We start from the raw sequence: 22,454 nt of genomic DNA on the forward strand, positions 1-22,454 counted from the left end.
CGAGTTATTTCCCGCGCTGACATTGCGGACATACATAGATCCTGCGGCTGCTTCGTTCAGCACGCAGGATTGTTTCTTGACAGCGTCTGCATGGCAGCCCTTCACGATCGAAAACCATAAACCGTTGTGCCTCATACTCAGCCACCGAATGCCGTGACCGAATTGATTTAGTGATCGACGTCGTATAGCCCCCCGTTTGGTAAGAACGGTTGGTGACCATAATGGTTTGTTTTGCCAGATGTTTGAGCTGCTCATCACTCAGATCCGCTGGCCTTTTATCAGGATGAATACCGGCAAAAAACAATATTTCACTGCGCAGGTAATTTCCCATCCCGGCCAGAAACTGCTGGTCGAGATAAAGCGCCGCCAGGCGTCGATTGCGAAACCGCGTGCTTATTAATCTTTGCTGAATCGCTTCAGGGGTGACCGTCTGATTAAGAATATCGGGGCCCAACGTGCGCAAAAACGGATGTTCACTTAACTTCTCACTTGGCCAAACACTGATATCAGATGCACTGTAGAGCACGGCACTGTGCGTGCGGGTATGCAAGCCCAGACGAAGTGAACGGTTAGTATCAGGCAGCTTATCAAGGGGTACAATAATCCAGCGCCCATACAACTGACATGAGCGTAAATGCTCAGGTCGTTGTCGAAGTGCAGCAACATAGCCTTTCCCCGACAGCTAACTTCCTTTATATGCTGGCCACTAAGCGCAGATTGATAAGGCTTCAATGACGCCAGCCCTACGGTGACTTTGCTTATCTTTTGGTTTTGTAAAACGTTGGCTAAAGCATCGGCGCTTTGGCGGATCTCAGGGCCTTCTGGCACGGCTTATTTCCTAAAACAGCAGTAAGTTGTTACGTATACGAGAAAGGGAGGGAATGTGGATGAAACGTTCAGGCCTGCCATTGCCAGTCTTCATGGAGCAGACCCAAGGCTTCCACAAAGTGAAGGTAGTCGGTACGCCCCATTGCCCGGGCAACTGTTTTAAATTGGGATTTCGCCTTAATACCTTTTACCTGTAACAATTCCAGCCGCTTATCGGCGTTGCCATCAAACTGCGAATCAAGGATCTTTGCGGCTTTGTTATGGGCTTCCCAGTATTCCAGCACATAACCTATCAGCCGCCTGAATATTCCGGGCATTCGCTTGTCTTCAAGTGGCCCAGCCAAACCAGCATTGACCACCGCTTTTTGAAAAGAAGACACGGTTTCTGATTGCACCGCAACCTCAAGCGCTGCCAGCACACGCTGAATATCTGTTAATAATTTAACGTGTACCAGACTGCCATACTCACTTCCATCGAGCATTTCTATATCAGTTAGCAGCATATCCAGATTAACCAGATGTCGTTGTGTTGTTCCCATGGTCCATAACGATGTGGTGAAGGCGGCGCGCCGGCAAACTCAAAGAATACCACGAACTTTAATCTGGTTTCACCGGCTTTCCGTCTTTCACGGTTAAAAGCTGAACACAGGCACATTGTTATGCTACGAAAGTGACAACGAAGACGGTTTCTATCTCCACCACTAATGACCGCGGAACTTGTTAAAATTGTTAATAATTTGTACACAGAAAGACTGAAAAAATCGCTTTGACTATTTGTACAAATGTTTAACATCATTTAACAGGAAAAATATAGGTAATTAAAAACAATAGGTTATGTAATTTTTATTTTTCCAATCAAGTGCATCTGATTTTTCAATTATGCAAATTCTGTTTCCTCGTTAACACTTATGGATGTTAACAAACACTGTATTTGTACATTGTTCACATTCGAAACGAGGAAGAACAAATGAAAATGAAAAAGACGTTATCATTGGCGGCAGCCGTGGCCATTGCGATGTCACCAGTGGTGATGACATCCGCCGCCCAGGCTGATGCTGCAGAACCAAAGGCCAATAGTTTTTGGTGGCCTGATCAGCTCGACCTGAGTCAGCTGCGCGCCCACGGGGTCGAATCAAACCCGTACGGTGAAGACTTTAACTATGCCAAAGAGTTTAACTCACTGGATCTGGAAGCGGTAAAAGCCGATTTACGTAAAGTCCTGACAGACTCTCAGGACTGGTGGCCGGCGGACTATGGTCACTACGGACCTTTCTTTATTCGTATGGCCTGGCACGCTGCAGGAACCTACCGTATCCACGATGGTCGTGGTGGCGCCGGTGGTGGACAACAACGTTTTGATCCGCTTAACAGCTGGCCGGATAACGTTAACCTCGACAAAGCTCGCCGTTTGATTTGGCCGGTAAAGCAAAAGTATGGTCGCAAAATTTCCTGGGCAGACCTGATGGCGTTAACCGGTAACGTGGCGCTGGAAGACATGGGCTTTAAAACATTCGGTTATGCCGGTGGTCGTGAAGACGACTGGGAACCGGATTACGTTTACTGGGGCCCGGAAGGGAAAATGCTGACCGACGAACGTCGCGATAAGTTTGGCAAACTGAAAGGCCCTCTGGCCGCGGTTGAAATGGGTTTGATTTATGTTAACCCCGAAGGTCCCCACGGAAACCCGGATCCGCTGGCAGCCGCTAAAGATATTCGTATGTCGTTTGGCCGTATGGCGATGAATGATGAAGAAATAGTTGCGCTGATTGCCGGTGGTCACACCTTCGGTAAAGCTCACGGTGCAAAAAAGCCGGCTGACTGTGTAGGTCCGGAACCTGCCGCTGCCGATATTGAAGAGCAAGGCTTTGGCTGGAAAAACAAATGTGGTAAAGGCCATTCTGAAGACACCACAAGTAGTGGCCTGGAAGGTGCCTGGACAGTCACTCCAACCCAATGGACAACAAATTACCTGGATAACCTGTTCAGCTTCAACTGGGTGAAAACCAAGAGCCCGGCTGGTGCTACCCAGTGGACCCCGGACGATCCGGCTGCTGCCAACATGGTACCCGATGCTCATGTGAAGGGTAAGCGCCACGCGCCTATCATGTTTACTACTGATATCGCGATCAAAAAAGATCCTGAGTTCCGTAAGATTGCTGAGCGTTTCCGCGCCGATCCGGCGGAATACGAACTAGCCTTCGCGAAAGCCTGGTTTAAACTGAATCACCGTGATCTTGGTCCACGTGCCCGTTATTTAGGTGACGAGGTGCCAGATGAAGTACTGGTATGGCAGGACCCAATTCCAGAGGTTAATCATGACCTGGTGACTGATGCCGATGTACGCAAATTGAAAGCGGACATTCTAAACACCGGCTTAAGCGTAGCTGAGTTGGTTAGAGTCGCCTGGGCATCGGCAGCCAGCTTCCGCGGTACTGACATGCGTGGTGGTGCAAATGGTGCCCGTGTTCGCTTAGCGCCACAGAATGGCTGGGCGGTAAACAATCCGGACGAACTCGACAAAGTACTGTTGAAACTTGAACAGGTAAAGCGAGACTTTAACCGTAAAGCGTCTGGCAATAAGCGTATATCCACCGCCGACATTATTGTGCTGGCGGGTGCGGCTGCCATTGAAAAAGCGGCTCAGGATGCCGGTCACTCCATCACAGTACCTTTCGAGCCGGGCCGGATGGATGCTTCACAAGAGATGACCGACGTGCAGTCTTTCGCTGTACTGGAGCCTACGGCTGATGCGTTCCGTAACTTTTACGACCCTGAAATGAACTACATGTCACCAACCGAAATGCTGGTTGAGCGGGCTGACTACCTCAATCTGTCGGTACCAGAAATGACCGCACTGCTAGGCGGTATGCGAGCGCTCGACGCCAATTACAAAGGGATGGCTCATGGTGTACTCACTAACACGCCGGGCAAACTGAACAATGCTTTCTTCACCAATCTGCTGGACATGGGTACCAAGTGGAATAAGACTGATGAGGAAGGTGTGTATGAAGGCGTTGACCGTATGTCAGGTAAAGCCAAATGGACTGCCACACCAGTAGATCTGATTTTTGGCTCCAATTCTGAATTGAGGGCAATCGCAGAAGTGTACGCAGCAGCCGATGCTGAGCAGAAATTTGTCTCAGACTTCGTTGATGCCTGGGTAAAAGTGATGCAAAACGACCGCTTCGACCTGAAGTAACCCATCATTGCTATGTAGCTAACAGGTGGCTCTCAGTCACCTGTTTTTTTTTGTATTTTTGTTACTACGGAAGGTATCCGGCCACTTCCAGCACCTGTCGTACCTGCCCCTCAGTAATGCCACTTGGACAAACCCCACGGTTAATCAATTCCTCACGGATCACCGACGGATCGCAAGGTGACGCAACCTCGACTTCTTTTTTGATATATTTAGCCAATTGCTGTTGCAGTTGTCGGGTTAAACAAGACATAACTACCTCTTATACGCTTTGTTTGAGTCAGACACCATCCAGGATTGGCGAGCCATAAAACCGTTATGCTTCACTGCAGCATAAACCGGGCCAGAGTCATTTTTAGCTGATGTATCAGGGACCTGCTGAAATAGGCAGTATGAGTAACTGGTCAAACTGTTAAATAATTCGACAAATATGTCCATCCTGAAGAAAAACTGCCACGATTTTGTCGATAAAGCGCTATAATCGCCGCCTCTGCTTCCACCGACACTTGCTATGAGTCACTCACCACAAAAAATTGGCCGCTGGCACGGCGCTGGATTACTAACCACCACATTGCTCGGTACCAGCGTGTTTATTCTGCCGCAGATGACCATTGCCGTTGCCGGCAACTACGCATTATTAAGCTGGGTGTTGCTGATTCTGGCCATCCTGCCGGTAGCAATGGTATTTGCAAAACTATCCTCTCAGTATCCACATGCCGGAGGCCCTGCTTTCTTTGTGGAAAAAGCCTTTGGTGTTACCGCCGGCAGAACCATTGGCATGCTGTTTTTATTTGTAGTGCCCATTGGAGCGCCCGCCGCTATCATCATGACCTACTGGTTTATAGAAAGTCTGCTGCAGCTTAATGCCACCTGGTCATTGCCTATTCAACTAGCCATTGTCGGGCTGTTGTTGGCGCTGAACTATCGGGGCGTTCAGTTTTCGGCAACCTTACAGTTGGGCCTGACACTCATTATTACCCTGGTGGTTTGTACACTGGTAATTGGCGGTAGTCTTATGCCGACTCCAGGGCCACTGCCCCCGTCCGCTTTTGAGTTGGACAGTACTTTGGCCGCTATGGGGCTGGCGTTCTGGAGCTTTTTAGGCATTGAAGCTTTATCTCATCTGGCCAATGACTTTCGAGATCCAAAACGGGATCTGGTCCCGGCTATAATGCTGGGCACGCTGTTAGTTGGCATCATTTATATTGGCTGTACTTACCTGCTGATCGATGACAGCACGGAAAATACCCTGGCGATGGTGGATGTCTTTGATCAGATTGTCGGCGGTTACGGCGCTTATGTAATAGGAATCCTGGGTATTGCCGGCGGTCTCGCTACGGTCAATGTGTATACGGCCAGTTTGTCGAGGCTGGCCTGGAGCCTGAGTCAGGACGGCGTTCTGCCAGCTTATTTTGGCACTCTCAACCGTTACGGTGTGCCACAAAGAGCGTTACAGGCAATTCTTCTGATTATGTCATTAACATTAATTATTACCCGCTATTCGACCCACAACCTGGAAGATTTGATTGGCTGGGTGAATGGCGTATTTGTGCTGATCTATCTGGCCAGTATGCTGGCAGCAATGAAACTGTTGTCGCGCGCCCATCGCCCGTTGGTTTACTTTGGCTGCCTGTTTTGCAGTATAATCGCGTTGGGGCTGGGTAGCAAAATGCTCTACGCTCTGGCCTTGTTTACCCTGTTTGCCCCCTTGTTATGGTATCAACAGCGCCATCTCAGGCTAAGACGCTCTGATAGTTGCTAAAGTAACCCGACAGATGATGGCTGCGTCATCCCCAAAGGCCTGGAATCGTTCCTGAGTACCTTATTAAGCAGATTTCCACGCCAGTGGCCAGAAGCCTGCTCAGCGCTGCTAACTTCCTGAATGATAGTTAACATCTTAACGATTGCGTCGGTCATGGCAAAATTACTGTTGGTTGCCGCCAACACCTGCCGCTTCATATCCGGTTGCGTTATTTTAAGCGATTTGATCACCTTACTCTCTTCAAGGTGGTACATGGCAGAAGAAGGTAAAATCATTAACCCCTCGCCCTGAATAACCTGACGTAGTCCGGTCATTAACTGTCCCGAGTAGGCTTTGTCATGCTTTAGCGCAACGCCAGTATCCTTTTCATACTTCTCAATCAGACGCCCCAGCGCATCCTTTGGGCCAGGCGTAAGTAACTCAAACTGGCTGAGCTCCCAAAAGCAAATGGTATCCCGGTGTTGCAGCAGCTGGTAGTAGGCAGAAGCCTCATTTACGCCAACAACCAGGTACATAAATTCTTCAATGATCGGATAAGCAGACATAAAACGCGGTTCGACTTCCTGTTCATAAGTCAGGGCGATATCCACCTGATTGGTCTTCAGCCATTCTTTCACCGCATAAGACGGCCCGGTACTGATTTCCAGCTTTAAATGGGGATAAGATTCATTCACCATTGCAATTAAAGACATCGACAACACATTACCGATCGACGGTAACATGCCCACACGAACAACGCCGTGCTGATTAGCGGCTAACTGATGTAATTCCATTTTTGCAGCATTTATGTCTTCAATAAGTTTTTTTGCGTGTTTCTCGAAAACCTCGCCGGCTGCTGTCAGACTCACTCCTTTAAAACTTCTCTCAAACAGGGCACTGCCCATTTCCCGTTCCAGATTAGCTAATTGCTGACTGATCGCAGGTTGTGCGATATCCAGTTCCCTCGCTGCAGCAGCAATACTTCCTTTTTGAACCGTTACAAGAAAATACTGAAGCTGTTTGGAATTCATTTATAGACTACTCAACTCGTCAACTCTCATGCCACACCGCTGTAAATCATAGGTTTGTTACATTCTCACCAACCTACAGCGAATAGTTTATTTTCATTTTAATTTCAGCAAGTTACATGCCATCAAATGGTCAGGCTTACCATTTGATTTGTGAACTTTTTGTAGCCCTGTATTTATTATAAAATATTTTATTTGCCAATCTCAGGATTAACCAGTTGTATTTCATGATTTTTTTTCAAACCTCAATATTTTATTTATAGACCTCGACATTCTTTTTTCTTCCGGAAACGCTTGCTCTTTTTTTAGTCTTTCACAGTCGTCAGCAAAGTCTGACGCGTTCATTAAGTCCAAATAATGTTTAAATTTGGTGCTTTTACGAACCAATTTGGGGCAAATTTAGCCAGCGACCAGATTTCACACCTTTCGTAACTGCACCTAAAAAGATCATAGCGATATGACAATTTAGGGAACACATGATGAAACTCAAGAAATTAAATGCAGCAATACTGGCAGGTCTCGCCGGTTATTCGCTTTCGATGACTGCCGCAACCACTGCATTAGCAGAAGAAGAGGCAGCGGAAGAGAATGTTGAGAAAATCGCAGTTGTGGGTGCCCGTGGTGCGCCTCGCTCAGTGACCAGCTCACCGGTACCTGTAGATGTATTGAGCGCTGAAGATCTCGGTTCGGTTGCCTCTTCAGATATGAACGATATCTTGATGACGCTGGTACCTTCCTACACACTTAGCCGTCAGCCTATCTCTGATGGCGGTACCTTTATCCGCCCCGCTTCATTGCGTGGCCTGCCAACCGATAAAACCCTGGTTCTGGTTAATGGTAAACGCCGTCATCGCGCGGCACTGGTTTCTATCGGTGGTTCTGGTACCCAGGGTCCTGACCTGGCCACCATTCCGGCTTCAGCCATTGGCAGTGTTGAAGTATTACGCGACGGTGCAGCAGCACAATATGGTTCAGACGCTATTGCCGGCGTAATCAACTTCCAGTTAAAAAATAATGCTGAAGGCGGCAGTTTCTCAGCAGAATGGGGACAGTATTACGAAGGTGATGGTGAATCCCTGACCATTACCGGCAATAAAGGATTTGCACTGGGTGACGATGGCTTTTTAAGTATTTCTGCCGAAATCGTTGATACCGATGCCACCAGCCGTGGTGTGCAGTATTGTAACAGTAGCTTCTGTGTGGATCCGTCTTTAGAAGGTTTTGATGCAACAAAGCCTTATGCTCAGTATGTTACGCCAGAATTTGTAGCGGCGGCAAAAGAAATGGGCCGAACCGCACAAGGTGGTGATGTAGTGCAACCATGGGGTCAGCCAAATTACGAGGCCGCGCGTATTTTCTTTAATGCAGGTTATGCATTGGGGAGCAATATGGAACTGTACGCTTACGGTAACTATTCCGAGAGTGAAGGCGACGGTGCCTTTAACTATCGCTACCCTTACAACAGCGTATTGAAACCAGTGCGGATCGCCGACGGTTCTGTGTGGGATCCCAACGTAGAGTTATTCCCAGGTGGCTTTACCCCGCGTTTTGGCGGTGATATTACGGATTACTCCCTGCTTGGCGGCATTAAGGGCATGGTTGGCGATCTCGGTTATGACTTATCCGGACGCTACGGCTACGACGAAATATCATATAGTCTGTGGAGCACGTTTAACCCGGTTATGATGAACGAGTCTCCTACTTCGTTTAAGCCAGGGGACTTAATTAACGAAGAAACACAGTTTCAGGCCGACTTTACCTACGACATAGCCAACTATGTGCTGGCTTTCGGGTTAAGCTACATGGATGAGTCTTACGAAATTACCACCGGGGATCCAGACTCCTATTCACAAGGCACCTATTATCGCGCTGACCCCTGGGGATTCTGCGATGGTACAGCTTCCGCCGATGCCGTAGCCTCGGCCGTTGCCAATGGCCTCGATTGCAACAACCCTGACGATCCGGTATACACCAGTGGACTAGGTGTGGGCTCAAATGGATTTCCGGGTTACTCACCGGCTTTCTCTGACAAATACAGCCGTGACTCTCACGCGGTTTATGTTGACGTATCCGGAGACCTGACCGATGCACTCTTTGCTCAGGCGGCCGTTCGTTACGAAAAGTATTCAGACTTCGACGCCGAAACAGTCTATAAGGTAGCGGGATTTTATCAGGTCACCGAAGAAGTCGGTTTACGTGCCTCATTCGGCACTGGTTTCCGCGCACCAACGCCAGGTCAGCAAGGTACTACCAACGTTTCGACCCGATTCCCGTTCGCCGATCCGGTAAACGTAGGTTTATTCCCGGCTAATGGCCCGATTGCACAGGCCCTGGGAGCAGAAATGCTGAAGCCGGAAACATCCACCAACTTTACTTTGGGTATGACCGCTAACTATGGTGACTTCACGCTAACCGTTGATTACTACAACATTGCAATTGAAGATCGTTTTTACGCCATCTCTACACTCTTTGCCGATCAGACTGCCGGCACTGATACCGCGGAATATGCTAATTACCTCAACCTGGTTGATGCCATTGGCGAAACCCAGGCTGCCGCAATTGGTGGCGCTAACTACTTCCAGAATGCTTTCGACAGTGTAACCGAAGGTTTAGATGTGGTAGCCACTTACGGTATGGAATCAGATATAGGTAACACGACCTTCACGTTGTCGATGAACTACAACAAGTCTGAGTTCGACTCCGATCCCGGCGATTACTTTAACCGCGAGGCGCAATACGATTTCGAAAATGCAGAGCCGAATGTCCGTGGTGTTTTCTCTGTTAAACATGCTTATCAGGATTTCACTGTAACAGGCAGGCTGAGTTACTACGGTGAATACACCAATTCAAATGACGTAGACCCCGATAAACCATTACGTTTTCAAACTTTCAGTTCAGAATACATGTTCGATTTAGAAGGTTCTTACTTCCTAACCGAGAGTATTACGCTGCAGGCCGGGATCAGAAACCTGTTTGATAACTACCCGGATAAAGAAACCATTGGCGATGCCCGAAATGGTGCAGTTTATCTGACCAGCTCACTAGTGGACTGGCAGGGTGGTTACTACTATGCCAAATTTAACTATACCTTTTAAGCAATACGCTTAACTTCGCAACATCTTAATCGACCAGCCCTGTGGCTGGTCTTTTTTTGCCCGACAATAATATCCGATGCCGGATAACACACTCTATACTTTCGTATAAACTAATTGTCCGTTAAGTAGCTTATAACAATCTGTACAGACCATATCAAAAAAAATATTATCCATTATTTTCAATACCTTAAATAAGAATAACCGGCCTCTCAAGCGCTCTGAATTGTTAATTTTTTGTAGCCAACGCATTTATTATAAAATATTTTATTTGCAGAGATCAGGATTAAACAATTGTATTTAATCGTTTTTTTTAACACCTCAATATTTTCTTTATAACCCTCAACATTCTTTTTTCTTCCGGAAACACTTGCTCTTTTCTTAGTCTTTGCACAGCCGTCAGCAAAGTCTGACGCGCTCATTAAGTCCAAATAATGTTTAAATTTGGTGCAATTATGAACCAATTTGGGGCAGTTTTAGCCAGCGACGTGATTTCACGCCTATCGTAATTGCACCTAAAAAGATCATAGTGATATGACAATTTAGGGAACACATGATGAAACTCAAGAAATTAAATGCAGCAATACTGGCAGGTCTTGCCGGTTATTCGCTTTCGATGACTGTCGCAACCACTGCAATGGCAGAAGAAGAGGCAGCGGAAGAGAATGTTGAGAAAATCGCAGTTGTGGGTGCCCGTGGTGCGCCTCGCTCAGTGACCAGCTCTCCGGTTCCGGTAGATGTATTAACCGCTGAAGACATTACTGGTGTGGCGTCATCAGACATGAACGACATCATGATGACACTGGTTCCATCATATACCCTGACCCGTCAGCCAATTTCTGATGGTGGTACGTTTATTCGTCCTGCACAATTACGTGGCCTGCCGACTGACAAAACCCTGGTTTTGGTTAACGGTAAACGTCGCCACCGTGCAGCACTGGTTGAGATCGGAGGTTCTGGTACACAGGGCCCTGATATTGCCACCATTCCTTCTGCTGCTTTAGGCAGTGTAGAGGTTCTGCGTGATGGTGCAGCGGCACAGTATGGCTCTGATGCCATCGCCGGGGTGATCAACTTCCAGCTTAAAAACAACGCCGAAGGCGGCTCATTCTCCCTGGATATCGGCCAGTATTACGAAGGTGACGGCGACCAATACACCATCGGTGGTAACAAAGGCTTCTCTTTAGGTGACGACGGTTTCCTAAGCATCTCTGCAGAAGTGACTGATTCTGAAGCGACTTTCCGCGGTGAGCAGTATTGTGAGAGCTGGTTCTGTGTGGACGAGCAAAGTCCGGACTATATTGCTGCGGCGGAAGAACAAGGGCGTTCTGTACATGGCTCTCCACAGGTACAACCTTGGGGGCAACCTAACTATTCTGGTGCAAAAGTGTTTGTTAACGCCGGTTACGCGATTAACTCAGATATGGAAATTTACTCCTTCGCAAACTACTCAGAAAGTGAAGGTGACGGCTCATTCTTCTACCGTTACCCAGGCAACGGTACCATCGAAGATCTGCGTGAAATCGACGGCACTATCTACAATCCTCTGGAAAAATTCCCGGGCGGTTTTACCCCACGCTTCTTCGGTGATATCACTGATTACTCTTTTGCAGCCGGCTTAAAAGGCATAACCGGTTCATTAGGTTATGACATCAGCGGTCGTTATGGCTATAACGAAATTTCTTACACCCTGAAAAACACCATCAACCCGTCAATGGGCGATGCATCTCCTACTTCCTTTAAACCGGGCGACCTGAGCAATGACGAATTACAGTTCCAGGCAGATTTTACCTACGACTTTGCTGAATACGTACTAGCCTTCGGTGCTAGCTACATGGAAGAGTCTTACGAAATATCTGCCGGTGACGCTGCATCAGTTGCAATAGGCCCCCACTCTGTGCCTGATCCGTTTGGTTTCTGCTCACGTCAGGATATCGGTTATGGCTTAGCGTCTGATGAGGCTGTGGCGGCCGCTCTGGCTGCTGGTATGAACTGTGCCAACAACACCAGTGCTACCGATAATGATGGTAATCCGGTTGATGGTTTTGCCGGTATCGATCCGACCTTCCAGGCCGTTGGCGTAGGCTCTAACGGTTTCCCCGGATATTCAGACGCTTATACTGGTACCTATGAGCGTGATTCTTACGCGGTATATGGTGATATCTCGGGCGACATCACCGACAAGCTATTCGCACAGGCTGCTATCCGTTACGAGGACTATTCTGACTTCGACTCAGAAGTCGTGTACAAAATTGCGGCTATCTTCCAGGTATCTGATGAAATCGCAGTACGCTCATCGTTTGGTACCGGTTTCCGGGCTCCAACACCAGGTCAGCAAGGTACCACCAACGTATCAACCCGTCTGCCTAACGGCTTACCTGTAGCAACCGGCCTGTTCCCGGCTGGCAGTGCAACGGCTCAGGCACTGGGGGCGTCACCACTTAAACCTGAAACGTCTACTAACTTCACATTGGGTGCCACTGCTGATATTGGTAACTTCACTCTGACCGTGGATTACTACCGCATTCTGCTTGAAGATCGGGTTAACGCGATTTCTACTCTGGATGTGTCGACAAACCAGCCAACTGATCCTGACTCAGAAACTTATGATGCAGACTTAGCCGCTTACGAACGTTACCTGGCACTGGATGAAGCGGGCGTAGATGGAGCTAATACGATTGGTGGAGTGTTCTACTTCCAGAATGCATTCGATACGGTAACTCAGGGTATTGATATTGTTGGTACCTACAACTTTGAATCTGAATACGGTGACACCACAATCACGGCATCAATGAACTTTGCCGACCAGAATTTTAACTCTGATCCACAGGTTTATTTCAACAACGAAGCTATTTACGACTTCTTAAACGGCACGCCAGCTACCCGCGGTGTTTTATCTGTAAAACACGCTATGGATGACATGTCATTTACCGCTCGTATGAATTACTTCGGTGGCTACTCAAACTCTGAGGGTGCCAACCAGGTGTCAGCCATTCAGATTTTTGAACCCGAAGTCATGTTCGACCTGGAAGGGACTTACTTCATCAACGAAACACTGTCTGTCTCAGCCGGTGCTCGTAACCTGTTCGATAACTACCCTGATCCAGGTGAGATTGGAGAGAGCTGCTGTGGTCGTATTTATCGCTCTGATTCCATCGTTGACTGGCAGGGTGGTTACTACTACATGAGACTCAACGCGAGCTTCTAAGCTGCAGCTTATCTCTATTAATAAACCTGTTATCGACCAGCCTCTGGGCTGGTCGACTTTATCAGGTCACTCATCGCTATCAAGGCGACAAAGCGTACAAAACGTTATAATTTCTACTGTATAAAAATAACAAAAAACCGAATAATTATTTAACTAGTGGAGCACTGTTGTTATGGAGATTGAACTCGTCTGGTTCGTCGTCACGTTGTGCGTTGCGGGCGCGGTCGCAGGCATTACTTCTGGCCTTTTTGGCAACGGAGGTGGTTTTGTTGTAGTCCCAGCCCTTCTCGCCGTATTTCCTTTCTTTACCCCCAATTCTGAAGAGTTAGTAAAAGTAGCAATTGGTACCTCTTTGGCATCCATTGTTATTTCCAGTGCTCGTTCGGTTTTAGCACACAAGAAACGTGGGGCAGTCGATTTTGACATGCTTAAATCATGGTCAGTGTGGATCATACTAGGCGTGCTTGGCGGTGTAGCCATCGCTAATCACACCAGCAGTAATGGCCTGACAATGGTTTTTGCCGGCGGCGTATTACTCTATTCCATTTACTTTCTATTTCCGGAGTTTGTGGTTCGTCCAGGTATGTCTTTTTCGATGCCGCAAGGCGTGGGCAAAAGTATTCTGGCGTTTACCATTGGTGGCTTTTCTGCACTGCTTGGTATTGGTGGTGGCACGCCGACAGTCATCACCATGGTGATGTGTCGCCGTACCATTCAACAAGCGGTAGCAACGGCTGCTGGTGTTGGGTTCTTAATTGGTTTGCCTGGTGCAATTGGTTTCCTGTTTATGGAAAATACCAATCCACAGGGTATGCCCGTTGGCACGGTTGGCTATATTAATTTGCCGGCTCTGCTAGCTATCAGTATTGGTTCAATTCTGACCGCACCGATTGGTGCATCAATGGCACACAGCTTTAGTGAAAAAATGCTTAAGCGTCTGTTTGGTATTTACCTGGTGATTGTATCAGTCGCTATGTTTGCCAAAGCGTTATAAAGCTCACACATTAAAATAAGAGGAACAGTCAATGACTTATAATTCATCAAGACGATTATTCTTAGGAGGCTCACTGGCCGCTTCAGCCGCTGGTGCTACGGGTCTTATTACGCCTGCTGGCCTGGCCGCAGCGCAGCCAATGAAATCGCCTAAAATCATGTATGGACCAACACCGGGCGTGGCAAAGCTGAACGCCAACGAAAATCCCTATGGTCCAAGTGATATGGCTCTGAAAGCCATAGCTGAAGCGAGCAGCACCGGTGGTGCTTATTACGCCTACCGTGCAGGTATGTATTTACGTGATATGCTGGCGGAATCAAACGGTCTGAAACCAGAAAATGTGTCAATTACCGCAGGTTCAAGCCTGATCCTGGCGTTTGCGGCTTTTGCTGCAACCAGTAAAGGCAAGATTCTGGGTCCGGACTTATTCTGGGATACCACGTCAATGGCCCCTGTTCGTCAGGGCGGTCCGGAAATCGTGCGAGTACCGAACAAAGCCGACCTCAGTATCGATCTGGATGCCCTCTACAATGCTATCGATGATGACATTGCCATGGTTCACATCTGTAACCCGAATAACCCTACCGGCAAAGTGCTTGATCCTAAAGCGCTTCGTGAGTTCTGTATTAAGGCATCGAAAAAGACCCTGGTTCTGGTAGACGAAGCCTATAACGAACTCATTGAAGACGGTCCCAAGCATTCAATGATCCCGCTGGTCAACGAAGGTCACAACATCATTGTTGCCCGCACTTTCTCGAAGATTTACGGCTTAGCTGGTATGCGGGTTGGATACATGCTCGGCAGCGAAGGGAACATGGAGTTCATCAACAAGTATGGTTTGGGTGGTTATTCAATTAACCAGGCAGGTCTGGCTGCTGCGATTGCCAGTTACAATGATGAAGCCTTCAAAGATTTCTCACGCCAGAAAGTAAAAGAAGGCCGTGACATCATTTTGGATGCAGTTAAAGCAAACGGCTTAAGCGCGTTGCCATCGACCACTAACTTTGTGTTTGTAAACCTTGGTGATAACGGCGATGCGAATGCATTCCGCAAAGCGATGGAAGAGCAGGACGTGCTTATTCGTGGACAGTACCGCACCTATCAGCAGTGGTCACGGGTGAGTACCGGTCGCATTGAAGATGTTAAGAAATACGCGGCTGCGGTGCCAAAAGCACTGGATGAAATGTACAAAGCCATTAAGGCTTAAGCTGCTACCCTGGTCCCTTGGACCGCACGTAACGACAGAAAGCTCCAAAAAAGCAAAAAGGCCGCTGTGAAAGCGGCCTTTTTCATTGCTCATTCAGCAAAGGCTAATCGTTGTCGAGTTCGTTTTCCTCGAAGTCAACGTCAATCCCCATTTCTTCCATGATGCGACGGGCTTCAGCCGGGATACGGTGGGGATTCTCTTTGCGCAGATCGTCGTCATCAGGCAATGGCTGACCGGTGAAAGCATGGACGAATGCTTCGCATAACAACTCCGAATTGGTAGCATGACGCAGGTTATTGATTTGGCGGCGGGTGCGCTCATCGGTCAGTACTTTTAGTACGTTGATCGGAATCGACACCGTGACTTTTTTAACCTGTTCACTCTTTTTACCGTGCTCTGCGTAAGGATAAATATATTTTCCGTCCCACTTTGCCATGCTCTTTCCCAGCTCTGCTATCATTATTGTAATAAGAAACTTTGTGTATACCTGTACAGCAAATTTCTGATCGACTCGGCTACCCCGGCATCAGTGCGGCCACCCAGTTCGTCATGCGGCTGCGTTCACAGGGCAATTTAACCAAAATATTCGCTATAAAGGTATTAAACCACAGAAAACATCAATTGAGCAGTGTAAACTGCTTGACGTCTAGACATATATTCTTTAGTTTAGACGTCTAAACGTCCAATTGAGAATATATCACCATGGTGTCATACGCGCAGGGGATCGATGCCCTAAATCAGTCTTTGTCAGAATTACGCGACATCGATGTATCATTTGAGTTTTTTCCACCCGGCAACGAGAATATGGAAAAGACCCTATGGAAGTCTGTTGAACGTCTTGCGCCGTTAAAACCTGCGTACATGTCAGTCACCTATGGTGCCAACAGTGGCGAGCGTAACCGCACCCATGATGTGGTAAAACGCATTCAGCAGCAAACAGGCGTTACCGCAGCCCCACACCTGACCTGTGTTGATGCTACAGCAGACGAATTGAGACAAATTGCCCGTGACTACTGGGATTCCGGTATTCGCCGCATCGTTGCACTGCGTGGCGATTTACCTAAAGGCGTCGAAAAAACAGATATGTACGCCTCCGATCTGGTAGCCCTTTTAAAAGACGTCCATGACTTTGATATTTCAGTGGCCGCCTATCCTGAAAAACATCCGGAAGCCCCTAACGCACAATTTGACTTGCTTAATCTCAAGCGCAAAGCTGAGGCTGGCGCCAGTGAAGCAATTACACAGTTTTTCTTTGATACCGGGGTATTTTTACGCTTCCGCGACAGAGCCGCAGCAGCGGGTATCGATTTAGACATCGTGCCAGGTATCCTGCCTGTGACTAACTATCAGACGCTGGTGAAGTTCGCTGGTTTTACCAACGTTCACGTACCTGGCTGGTTACATAAACTTTATGAAGGCCTGGATGCTGACGATCAGACCACCCGCAATCTGCTGGGTGCTAACATCGCCATGGAGCAGGTTAAGGTGCTGGCGAAAGAAGGCGTTAAACACTTCCATTTTTACACCCTTAACCGCAGTGAACTGAGCTATGCTATCTGTCACATGCTGGGCGTGAAACCGCAAAACGCCGGTTAGTCTGCCAACTTATTAACGGGCAACTAAGAAAACGGTTGCTCCCTCACCCAGCGCAGGTAGACTATTGATATAGTTGAACCAACAGGGAACAAGAGTGGCATTACCTGAATTACGCGCCCGCTGGGAGCAATACCAGCCCCATCTGGAGAAATTCGCTACAACCTTCATTACCCGCTGTAAAACGGATAATATCACCATCTCCGCAGGCCACCTCGCCTACGTTACCCTGTTGTCGCTGGTACCTTTCATAATGGTATTTTTTACCATCCTGTCGGCCTTTCCTGCCTTTGCGATCGTGCGCAATAAACTCGAACAGTTTATCTTCAGTAACTTTGTACCGACCGCCAGTGATGTGGTGCATGAGTACATGAGCGATTTCGTGGGTAACGCTTCGCAAATGGGCGCCGTGGGGATTCTTTCCCTGTTAGTTGTTGCCATCCTGCTTATTTCTAATGTGGATAAAACGCTTAACCGCATCTGGCGCACGCAGAGTGAACGCCCGATTATTTATACCTTTGCCATTTACTGGATGGTAATTACACTCGGACCACTACTGATGGGCGCCAGCGTGGTAATGACCTCCTACCTGGTAGGACTGGCCGAGTTTGCCGAAGAATATACTCCCGGGCTGGGCACGTTTTTGCTAGAGCTGGTGCCAAGCTTTGCTGCACTCGCAGCCTTCATCATCTTATACATGCTGGTACCCAATCGCCGCGTACCGGTAATTCATGCCTTAGGTGGAGCGGTGTTGGCTACCCTGCTATTTGAACTCAGTAAAAAAGGCTTTGCGTTTTACGTGACCAGCTTCCCGTCTTATCAGGTTATTTATGGCGCGTTGGCCGCACTACCGCTACTGTTTCTCTGGATTTACCTGTCGTGGATCGTGGTGCTGTTAGGCGCCGAATTTACCTGTAGTCTGGGCGAAGCGTTCCCCGAAGAGCAAGAAAAAAAGCCCGCCAATGACGAGAACGATGTCCCGGAAGGTTAAGTGGCATCAATCGTCACCCACCTTCCAGACAACCGGCTCTGTAGTAGTGTTAAGCAATTAAACTAAGCTGGGCATCACCGAGAAGCCATTGTCGGGCTGAGGCCTCATCTTCGAAGCTGCGTACCTCAAAGCCTCTCATCACATGCAGGCACCAGACAGCCGCCATCTTCTGTGAATACTGGCCATCCACCAGCAACGCTACTTTTTCAAACTGTTGATACTGAGGCTCGATAGCGGCCAGGCGGGCACGATCGATAAGATCAGGCTCGCCCATCTGGAAGAAATCAGAATACCTGAAGTCAAACAGTCCATAGGCAACTGGTTTCTCCCGCTCGGCCAGACAGCGGCGGAAAGCATCGGTAAAACGCATGGCCTTATGAATATGTCCGCTAAGCCGTAAGTGCACCAGATTAGGGTGCTGCTTATCAAATTCTACCCGTACTTCACCCTGCTCCTGATGTTCGCCAAACGACTCAGGGCGTGAGAACAGAAAGCCCTGGCTATAGTCTATACCGAGTTCCAACAGGCATTGCTGCACCTCAATGGAATGGACAAATTCAGCTATACATTTAATTCCGCTGTTGCGACAAAAGAAGCTCAGCGCTTTGACAATTTCGTAACTTTTGGCGTCGGTATCAATATTCTTAATATATTTTGCGTCAATTTTGAGGTAATCGACCTCCAAGTCGAGGATCCGCTCGAAATTAGAATGCTCGGTACCAAAGTCATCAATGGCCAGCCTGAAACCTGCATGTTTGAGCGCTTTCAGCTGTTTCAGATGACTGTTTTTACCCGCACTGCTGATGCCTTCAAGCACTTCCAGAATAACCCGCTGAGGTGCAATCTGGTACTGTTTACACAACTCTTCCAGAAAGCGCTGCAGATACTGGGCATTGAGGTCATACTCGGTAATATTCAGTGAAAAGGTATAATCATGATGACTCATGATTTTAAACGCCTGACGGGCCATTTGTCGGGTAATCAATGGCAGCATTCCAGCCACTTTGGCAGCATCAATAAAGCTATAGGGGCTGAGCACCTGATCGTTATAGTGAATTCGGGCCAGCGCTTCATAATGGGTAGCAATGCCCAGCTGATTATCATGGATCCCCTGGAAATACGGCACAATAAGCTGCTGATTAACCGCGCTGTGAATAATATTGTTGGCTTCAACAAACAATAAATGCTGCTTACTTTCCGCCGCAATAGCGTCCTGTTCCAGCACAATGCATTTTAAATCACCTGATTCGCGACTCTGACGCAGTGCAGTAACGCCTAACCGCAGTAGATCGGTTTTCCCCCGGGCGCCGCCAAAAGAAAGCGAAACAAAGACGCTGATATCCGCTGTAGACACCTGATGATGACGAAAATACATGCGCAGTTGCTCGGCTACTGCGTAAAGGTCCACGGGCCGTTTAAACAGCAATACAAACTTCCCCGGGCCGCCGCCCACATAGCAGTCGGCGACCACCTGTTCCTTAATAATTCTGGCGGTACTGCGGATCAGTTCATCGCAGACATCAAAACCATAAGCATCGTTAAGGTACCTGAGCCCGTCGATTCCCACTATCAACATGCTTTTGCTGCCAGGCGATTTGAGTTCTTCAACGAGAAAAGACTTGCTCGACAATCCGCTGAGCGGATCGGTATTAGCCAGGTATAAGTTTTCCGCCTGGGTTTTATTAAGCTCAGTTAAGTCGGTATAAATCGCAGTATAATGGTGGATATGACCGTGATCATCGCGAACCTGATTAACTGAAACCCATTGCTCCAGCACCGAGCCATCGGCATGACGATTTTTTATCTCGCCCTGCCACACCCCATTTTTAAACACTCTAAACCAGAAATTCCGATAGAAGGACTTATTATGTAACCCAGAAGAAAGTAACTGAGGTTCAAGTCCCTGCACTTCTGAGCGGCTGTAACCGAACATGTCACAAAAGGCTTGATTAACTTCAATAATTTTTAAATCGGCATCTGTTACCAGCATGGCTTCGGCTGAATTACTGAAAATCGATGACAGCATGTTCAGTGAACGATCCTGCTCTACCCGTTCCAGCTCCGCAGCGATTCGATAACCTATTATTTCAAATAAAGCGGTGATCTCGGCTTCACTTTTTATTGCGGCGGTATGCATAGCCACTAGTATGCCCAGTACATCGCCCTGTGCACTGTGCAGCGGCATGCCGATATACGACTCTACACGCATATCCTTGAGTAACTGGTCCTTAGGATAAAGCTCTGTGACCTTGCTTTGAAAGCAACACACGCCGGTGTTAATTACCGCTTCGCAAGGCGTGTTCTTTAACTCGTAGGTATAATTTTCCTCTATACGGCTAAAGGCAGAGACCGCCACCGTAGAACAACGGTTAGCCTGTTTGTTGGGTTGGCCGATGAAAATGAAATCACATTCAATGATTTCTGACAACGCCAGCACTAACAGTTCGAAATATTCCTGCCCGCGGGTTTGACCAACAAAATCGGACAGTTTCTTTAACTTTGCAACCAATGCATTCATGACACTCTATCACTACCAGCTCCATTCTCACTGGCGGCAATCATGCACAAGTTGTCTGACAGGCATATTGATGGAGAACAATTCTTACTACTTTTGTAGTAAGAATTGCGGTGAAAGGTCGACTATGTTGGTTTAACCGCCATTCATGTCGGCGATAAAGTCGTTGGACTGGGCGATGGCACTTTTCATATCGGTTAGCAGAGTTTTCACGTCCCGCTCGATATCATTAAGTTCCCCCTGCAGCGCACCAATGGCACTGGCATTCAGGTTATGTTTGAGAAACAGCACGTTATCCTGCAACGTACGTAATACCGGGTCCATACTGCTCTCGACTTTACGCATTGCGCGCACCATCTTGTTATATTTAACCCGGGTTTCAGACAATTTTTGTTTACTAGTGCGCTTTAGACTGGCGTTGCTGTACTCGTCGAGTTCAGCTTCCCATTCATCAAACAGCGCTTGTGCAACACTTTCTATTTTATCAATGCGATTGGTGACGTCCTCAGCCGCAGACCGGCTGGCTTCGTACTGGTCGTTAAGAGACTGATACGCTTCCTCCAGATCGCCGCCATCAAACTGGATCAGGGCCGAAAACTCCTCGAGCGCCGAGGTAAATTGTTCTTCCGCATCCTCCTGGGATTCACGGGCATCTTCAACCCTATCGACCAGAATCTCACGCTTTTCCACACCCACCTTTTCCCAGGCGGCGTAATAGGCACTCTGACAAGCCGTCACAGAGACTAGTACTAACGCGACCAAGCAGGCTTTCAATAACCGGCTCATGGTTAATTAACACCTCTGAATTTGGCTGCGTCAATAATTGCCCATAAATGAAAGATTGCGCCGACAAACCACATAAAGAACAAAATGACCGTTGCGCCCAGTGCATAACTAACGGCACACGCTACAAAAAAGAACAAGGCTGCCATAATCCTGCCCTGCACCAATTGCCCTAAACCAGGAATAAAGAAACTACATATCGCGGCAATTACGTTGCCGCCAGAACCTTGTCCAGCCATAATAACTCCGATTAACTACCTATCTTCTGTTTAAATTAAATGAATTAGGGTTGAGATACAATCATTTTACCCTTCTGTTTTGTAAGAGAACTTGTCTATGTCCGGCGTGTGCTATCAACATGGATTACTTCCCGGCTGTGATGGCCACCGGGTTTACTATGAGTTAAGTGGCAATCCCAACGGCGTGCCTGCACTGGTTATCCATGGCGGGCCAGGTGCTGGTTTAAGTTCCCGCTACACAGACTTTTTTGATCTCAGTGCTTATCATGTTATCGGCTTCGAACAACGCGGCTGCGGGCGTTCACAGCCTTACCTGTCGCTAACCCATAATACCACCCAGGATTTACTTGCCGATATTACCCGTCTACGCGAACATCTCGGTATTGCCCGCTGGCTTATGTTTGGCGGTTCCTGGGGCACTACCCTGGCCTTGCTTGCAGCAATCCGCGAGCCTGAGACAGTGAACGGACTTATTTTACGTGGTATCTTTTTGGCCCGGGAGGAAGATTTTAAGTGGTTTCTGGCCCCCGATGGCGGAGCAGCGCAAATCTATCCTGATGCTTATCAGCACTTTATTGATGAAATTGACAACCCCAACAGTTTTGCCGCTGTGCTGGCCCATTACAGCAAGGTATTTTCAAGTGCGGATGAGCGCCGGCGTCACCAGGCAGCAATTCGCTGGTATCAGTGGGAGGAAGCGATTGCCCGGGTTCATTCTCCGGGTGTGCCGATACAACCTGAGTCTGCCCACCCGGTGATGCTAAGCCTGGCAGTACTGGAATGGCATTACATCGTTAACCGCTGCTTTATCGGCGAAAATGAAATTCTACAACAGGCTCACCGGTTGGCCGGCATTCCTGGCAGGATAATTCACGGGCGCTGTGATACGGTATGCAAACCTCAGGGTGCCCATGTCTTGCATCAATGCTGGCCAGACAGTAAGTTGCTCTTAATTGACGGCGCAGGCCACAGCAGTGCTGAACCAGCAATTGCTATGGCCCTACGCGAGGCAACCCATCAATTTATTTTAAAGCACTAG

At 48.1% G+C, this 22,454-nt stretch carries 17 protein-coding genes and 1 pseudogene; 9 read left to right on the forward strand and 9 right to left on the reverse strand.

The window, feature by feature from the left end:
- Positions 1-4 precede the first annotated feature (4 nt).
- From AC2T0J_RS02390 to AC2T0J_RS02400, 3 genes and pseudogenes are all read right to left on the reverse strand, one after another.
- Positions 5-619, reverse strand: coding sequence for an endonuclease VIII (locus AC2T0J_RS02390; RefSeq protein WP_489808602.1), 615 nt, complete (start codon positions 617-619; stop codon positions 5-7).
- Between the two features lie 47 nt (positions 620-666).
- A pseudogene (locus AC2T0J_RS02395) lies at positions 667-828 on the reverse strand (DNA-formamidopyrimidine glycosylase family protein); the annotation flags it as partial.
- 68 nt (positions 829-896) lie between these two features.
- Complete coding sequence (locus tag AC2T0J_RS02400; RefSeq protein WP_489808603.1) at positions 897-1,367, reverse strand: hypothetical protein; 471 nt, start codon at positions 1,365-1,367, stop codon at positions 897-899.
- A gap of 434 nt (positions 1,368-1,801) precedes the next feature.
- Between AC2T0J_RS02400 and katG the strand changes: the two genes are divergently transcribed.
- The gene (gene katG / locus AC2T0J_RS02405; protein ID WP_489810419.1) at positions 1,802-4,027 is read left to right on the forward strand and encodes a catalase/peroxidase HPI; all 2,226 of its coding nucleotides are present in this window, start codon (positions 1,802-1,804) and stop codon (positions 4,025-4,027) included.
- A gap of 64 nt (positions 4,028-4,091) precedes the next feature.
- Here katG and AC2T0J_RS02410 read toward each other — a convergent pair whose 3' ends face one another.
- On the reverse strand, positions 4,092-4,277 hold the full coding sequence (locus tag AC2T0J_RS02410) for a hypothetical protein (RefSeq protein ID WP_489808604.1): 186 nt from the start codon (positions 4,275-4,277) through the stop codon (positions 4,092-4,094).
- Positions 4,278-4,535: 258 nt separating this feature from the next.
- Here AC2T0J_RS02410 and yjeH point away from each other — a divergent pair, with 258 nt between their 5' ends.
- Positions 4,536-5,786: an L-methionine/branched-chain amino acid transporter gene (gene yjeH, locus AC2T0J_RS02415; protein ID WP_489808605.1), complete on the forward strand. Its 1,251-nt coding sequence runs from the start codon at positions 4,536-4,538 to the stop codon at positions 5,784-5,786.
- On the opposite strand, the gene AC2T0J_RS02420 is transcribed toward yjeH, so the two are convergent.
- Entirely contained in the window at positions 5,783-6,796 is a 1,014-nt protein-coding gene (locus AC2T0J_RS02420; RefSeq protein ID WP_489808606.1) for a LysR family transcriptional regulator, read from the reverse strand. The genes yjeH and AC2T0J_RS02420 overlap by 4 nt on opposite strands.
- Before the next feature lie 476 nt (positions 6,797-7,272).
- On the opposite strand from AC2T0J_RS02420, the gene AC2T0J_RS02425 reads away from it, so the two are divergent.
- The 4 genes from AC2T0J_RS02425 (at position 7,273) to AC2T0J_RS02440 (ending at position 15,294) form a co-directional block, all read left to right on the forward strand.
- Positions 7,273-9,888, forward strand: coding sequence for a TonB-dependent receptor plug domain-containing protein (locus AC2T0J_RS02425; protein WP_489810420.1), 2,616 nt, complete (start codon positions 7,273-7,275; stop codon positions 9,886-9,888).
- A gap of 553 nt (positions 9,889-10,441) precedes the next feature.
- Positions 10,442-13,093: a TonB-dependent receptor plug domain-containing protein gene (locus AC2T0J_RS02430; protein ID WP_489810421.1), complete on the forward strand. Its 2,652-nt coding sequence runs from the start codon at positions 10,442-10,444 to the stop codon at positions 13,091-13,093.
- A 172-nt stretch (positions 13,094-13,265) separates the two neighbouring features.
- On the forward strand, positions 13,266-14,087 hold the full coding sequence (locus tag AC2T0J_RS02435; RefSeq protein WP_489808607.1) for a sulfite exporter TauE/SafE family protein: 822 nt from the start codon (positions 13,266-13,268) through the stop codon (positions 14,085-14,087).
- 31 nt (positions 14,088-14,118) lie between these two features.
- Positions 14,119-15,294: a pyridoxal phosphate-dependent aminotransferase gene (locus AC2T0J_RS02440; RefSeq protein ID WP_489808608.1), complete on the forward strand. Its 1,176-nt coding sequence runs from the start codon at positions 14,119-14,121 to the stop codon at positions 15,292-15,294.
- A gap of 103 nt (positions 15,295-15,397) precedes the next feature.
- Here the strand turns inward: AC2T0J_RS02440 and metJ are convergent, their stop codons facing one another.
- Positions 15,398-15,730 carry a met regulon transcriptional regulator MetJ gene (metJ, locus tag AC2T0J_RS02445; protein ID WP_489808609.1) on the reverse strand — a complete coding sequence of 111 codons (333 nt, stop codon included), beginning with the start codon at positions 15,728-15,730 and terminating at the stop codon, positions 15,398-15,400.
- 266 nt (positions 15,731-15,996) lie between these two features.
- Between metJ and metF the strand changes: the two genes are divergently transcribed.
- Positions 15,997-16,890 carry a methylenetetrahydrofolate reductase gene (gene metF / locus AC2T0J_RS02450; protein ID WP_489808610.1) on the forward strand — a complete coding sequence of 298 codons (894 nt, stop codon included), beginning with the start codon at positions 15,997-15,999 and terminating at the stop codon, positions 16,888-16,890.
- Positions 16,891-17,032: 142 nt separating this feature from the next.
- Positions 17,033-17,878 (forward strand): virulence factor BrkB family protein, encoded by an 846-nt coding sequence (locus tag AC2T0J_RS02455; RefSeq protein ID WP_489810422.1) that lies wholly within the window; start codon positions 17,033-17,035, stop codon positions 17,876-17,878.
- A gap of 49 nt (positions 17,879-17,927) precedes the next feature.
- On the opposite strand, the gene AC2T0J_RS02460 is transcribed toward AC2T0J_RS02455, so the two are convergent.
- The 3 genes from AC2T0J_RS02460 to AC2T0J_RS02470 form a co-directional block, all read right to left on the reverse strand.
- Positions 17,928-20,396: an EAL domain-containing protein gene (locus tag AC2T0J_RS02460; protein ID WP_489808611.1), complete on the reverse strand. Its 2,469-nt coding sequence runs from the start codon at positions 20,394-20,396 to the stop codon at positions 17,928-17,930.
- Between the two features lie 132 nt (positions 20,397-20,528).
- Complete coding sequence (locus AC2T0J_RS02465; RefSeq protein ID WP_489808612.1) at positions 20,529-21,179, reverse strand: DUF2959 domain-containing protein; 651 nt, start codon at positions 21,177-21,179, stop codon at positions 20,529-20,531.
- Positions 21,180-21,181: 2 nt separating this feature from the next.
- Complete coding sequence (locus AC2T0J_RS02470) at positions 21,182-21,415, reverse strand: hypothetical protein (RefSeq protein WP_489808613.1); 234 nt, start codon at positions 21,413-21,415, stop codon at positions 21,182-21,184.
- A 97-nt stretch (positions 21,416-21,512) separates the two neighbouring features.
- Here AC2T0J_RS02470 and pip point away from each other — a divergent pair, with 97 nt between their 5' ends.
- Positions 21,513-22,454: a prolyl aminopeptidase gene (pip, locus tag AC2T0J_RS02475; protein WP_489808614.1), complete on the forward strand. Its 942-nt coding sequence runs from the start codon at positions 21,513-21,515 to the stop codon at positions 22,452-22,454.

Source organism: Alteromonas sp. ISO5 (assembly GCF_058105165.1).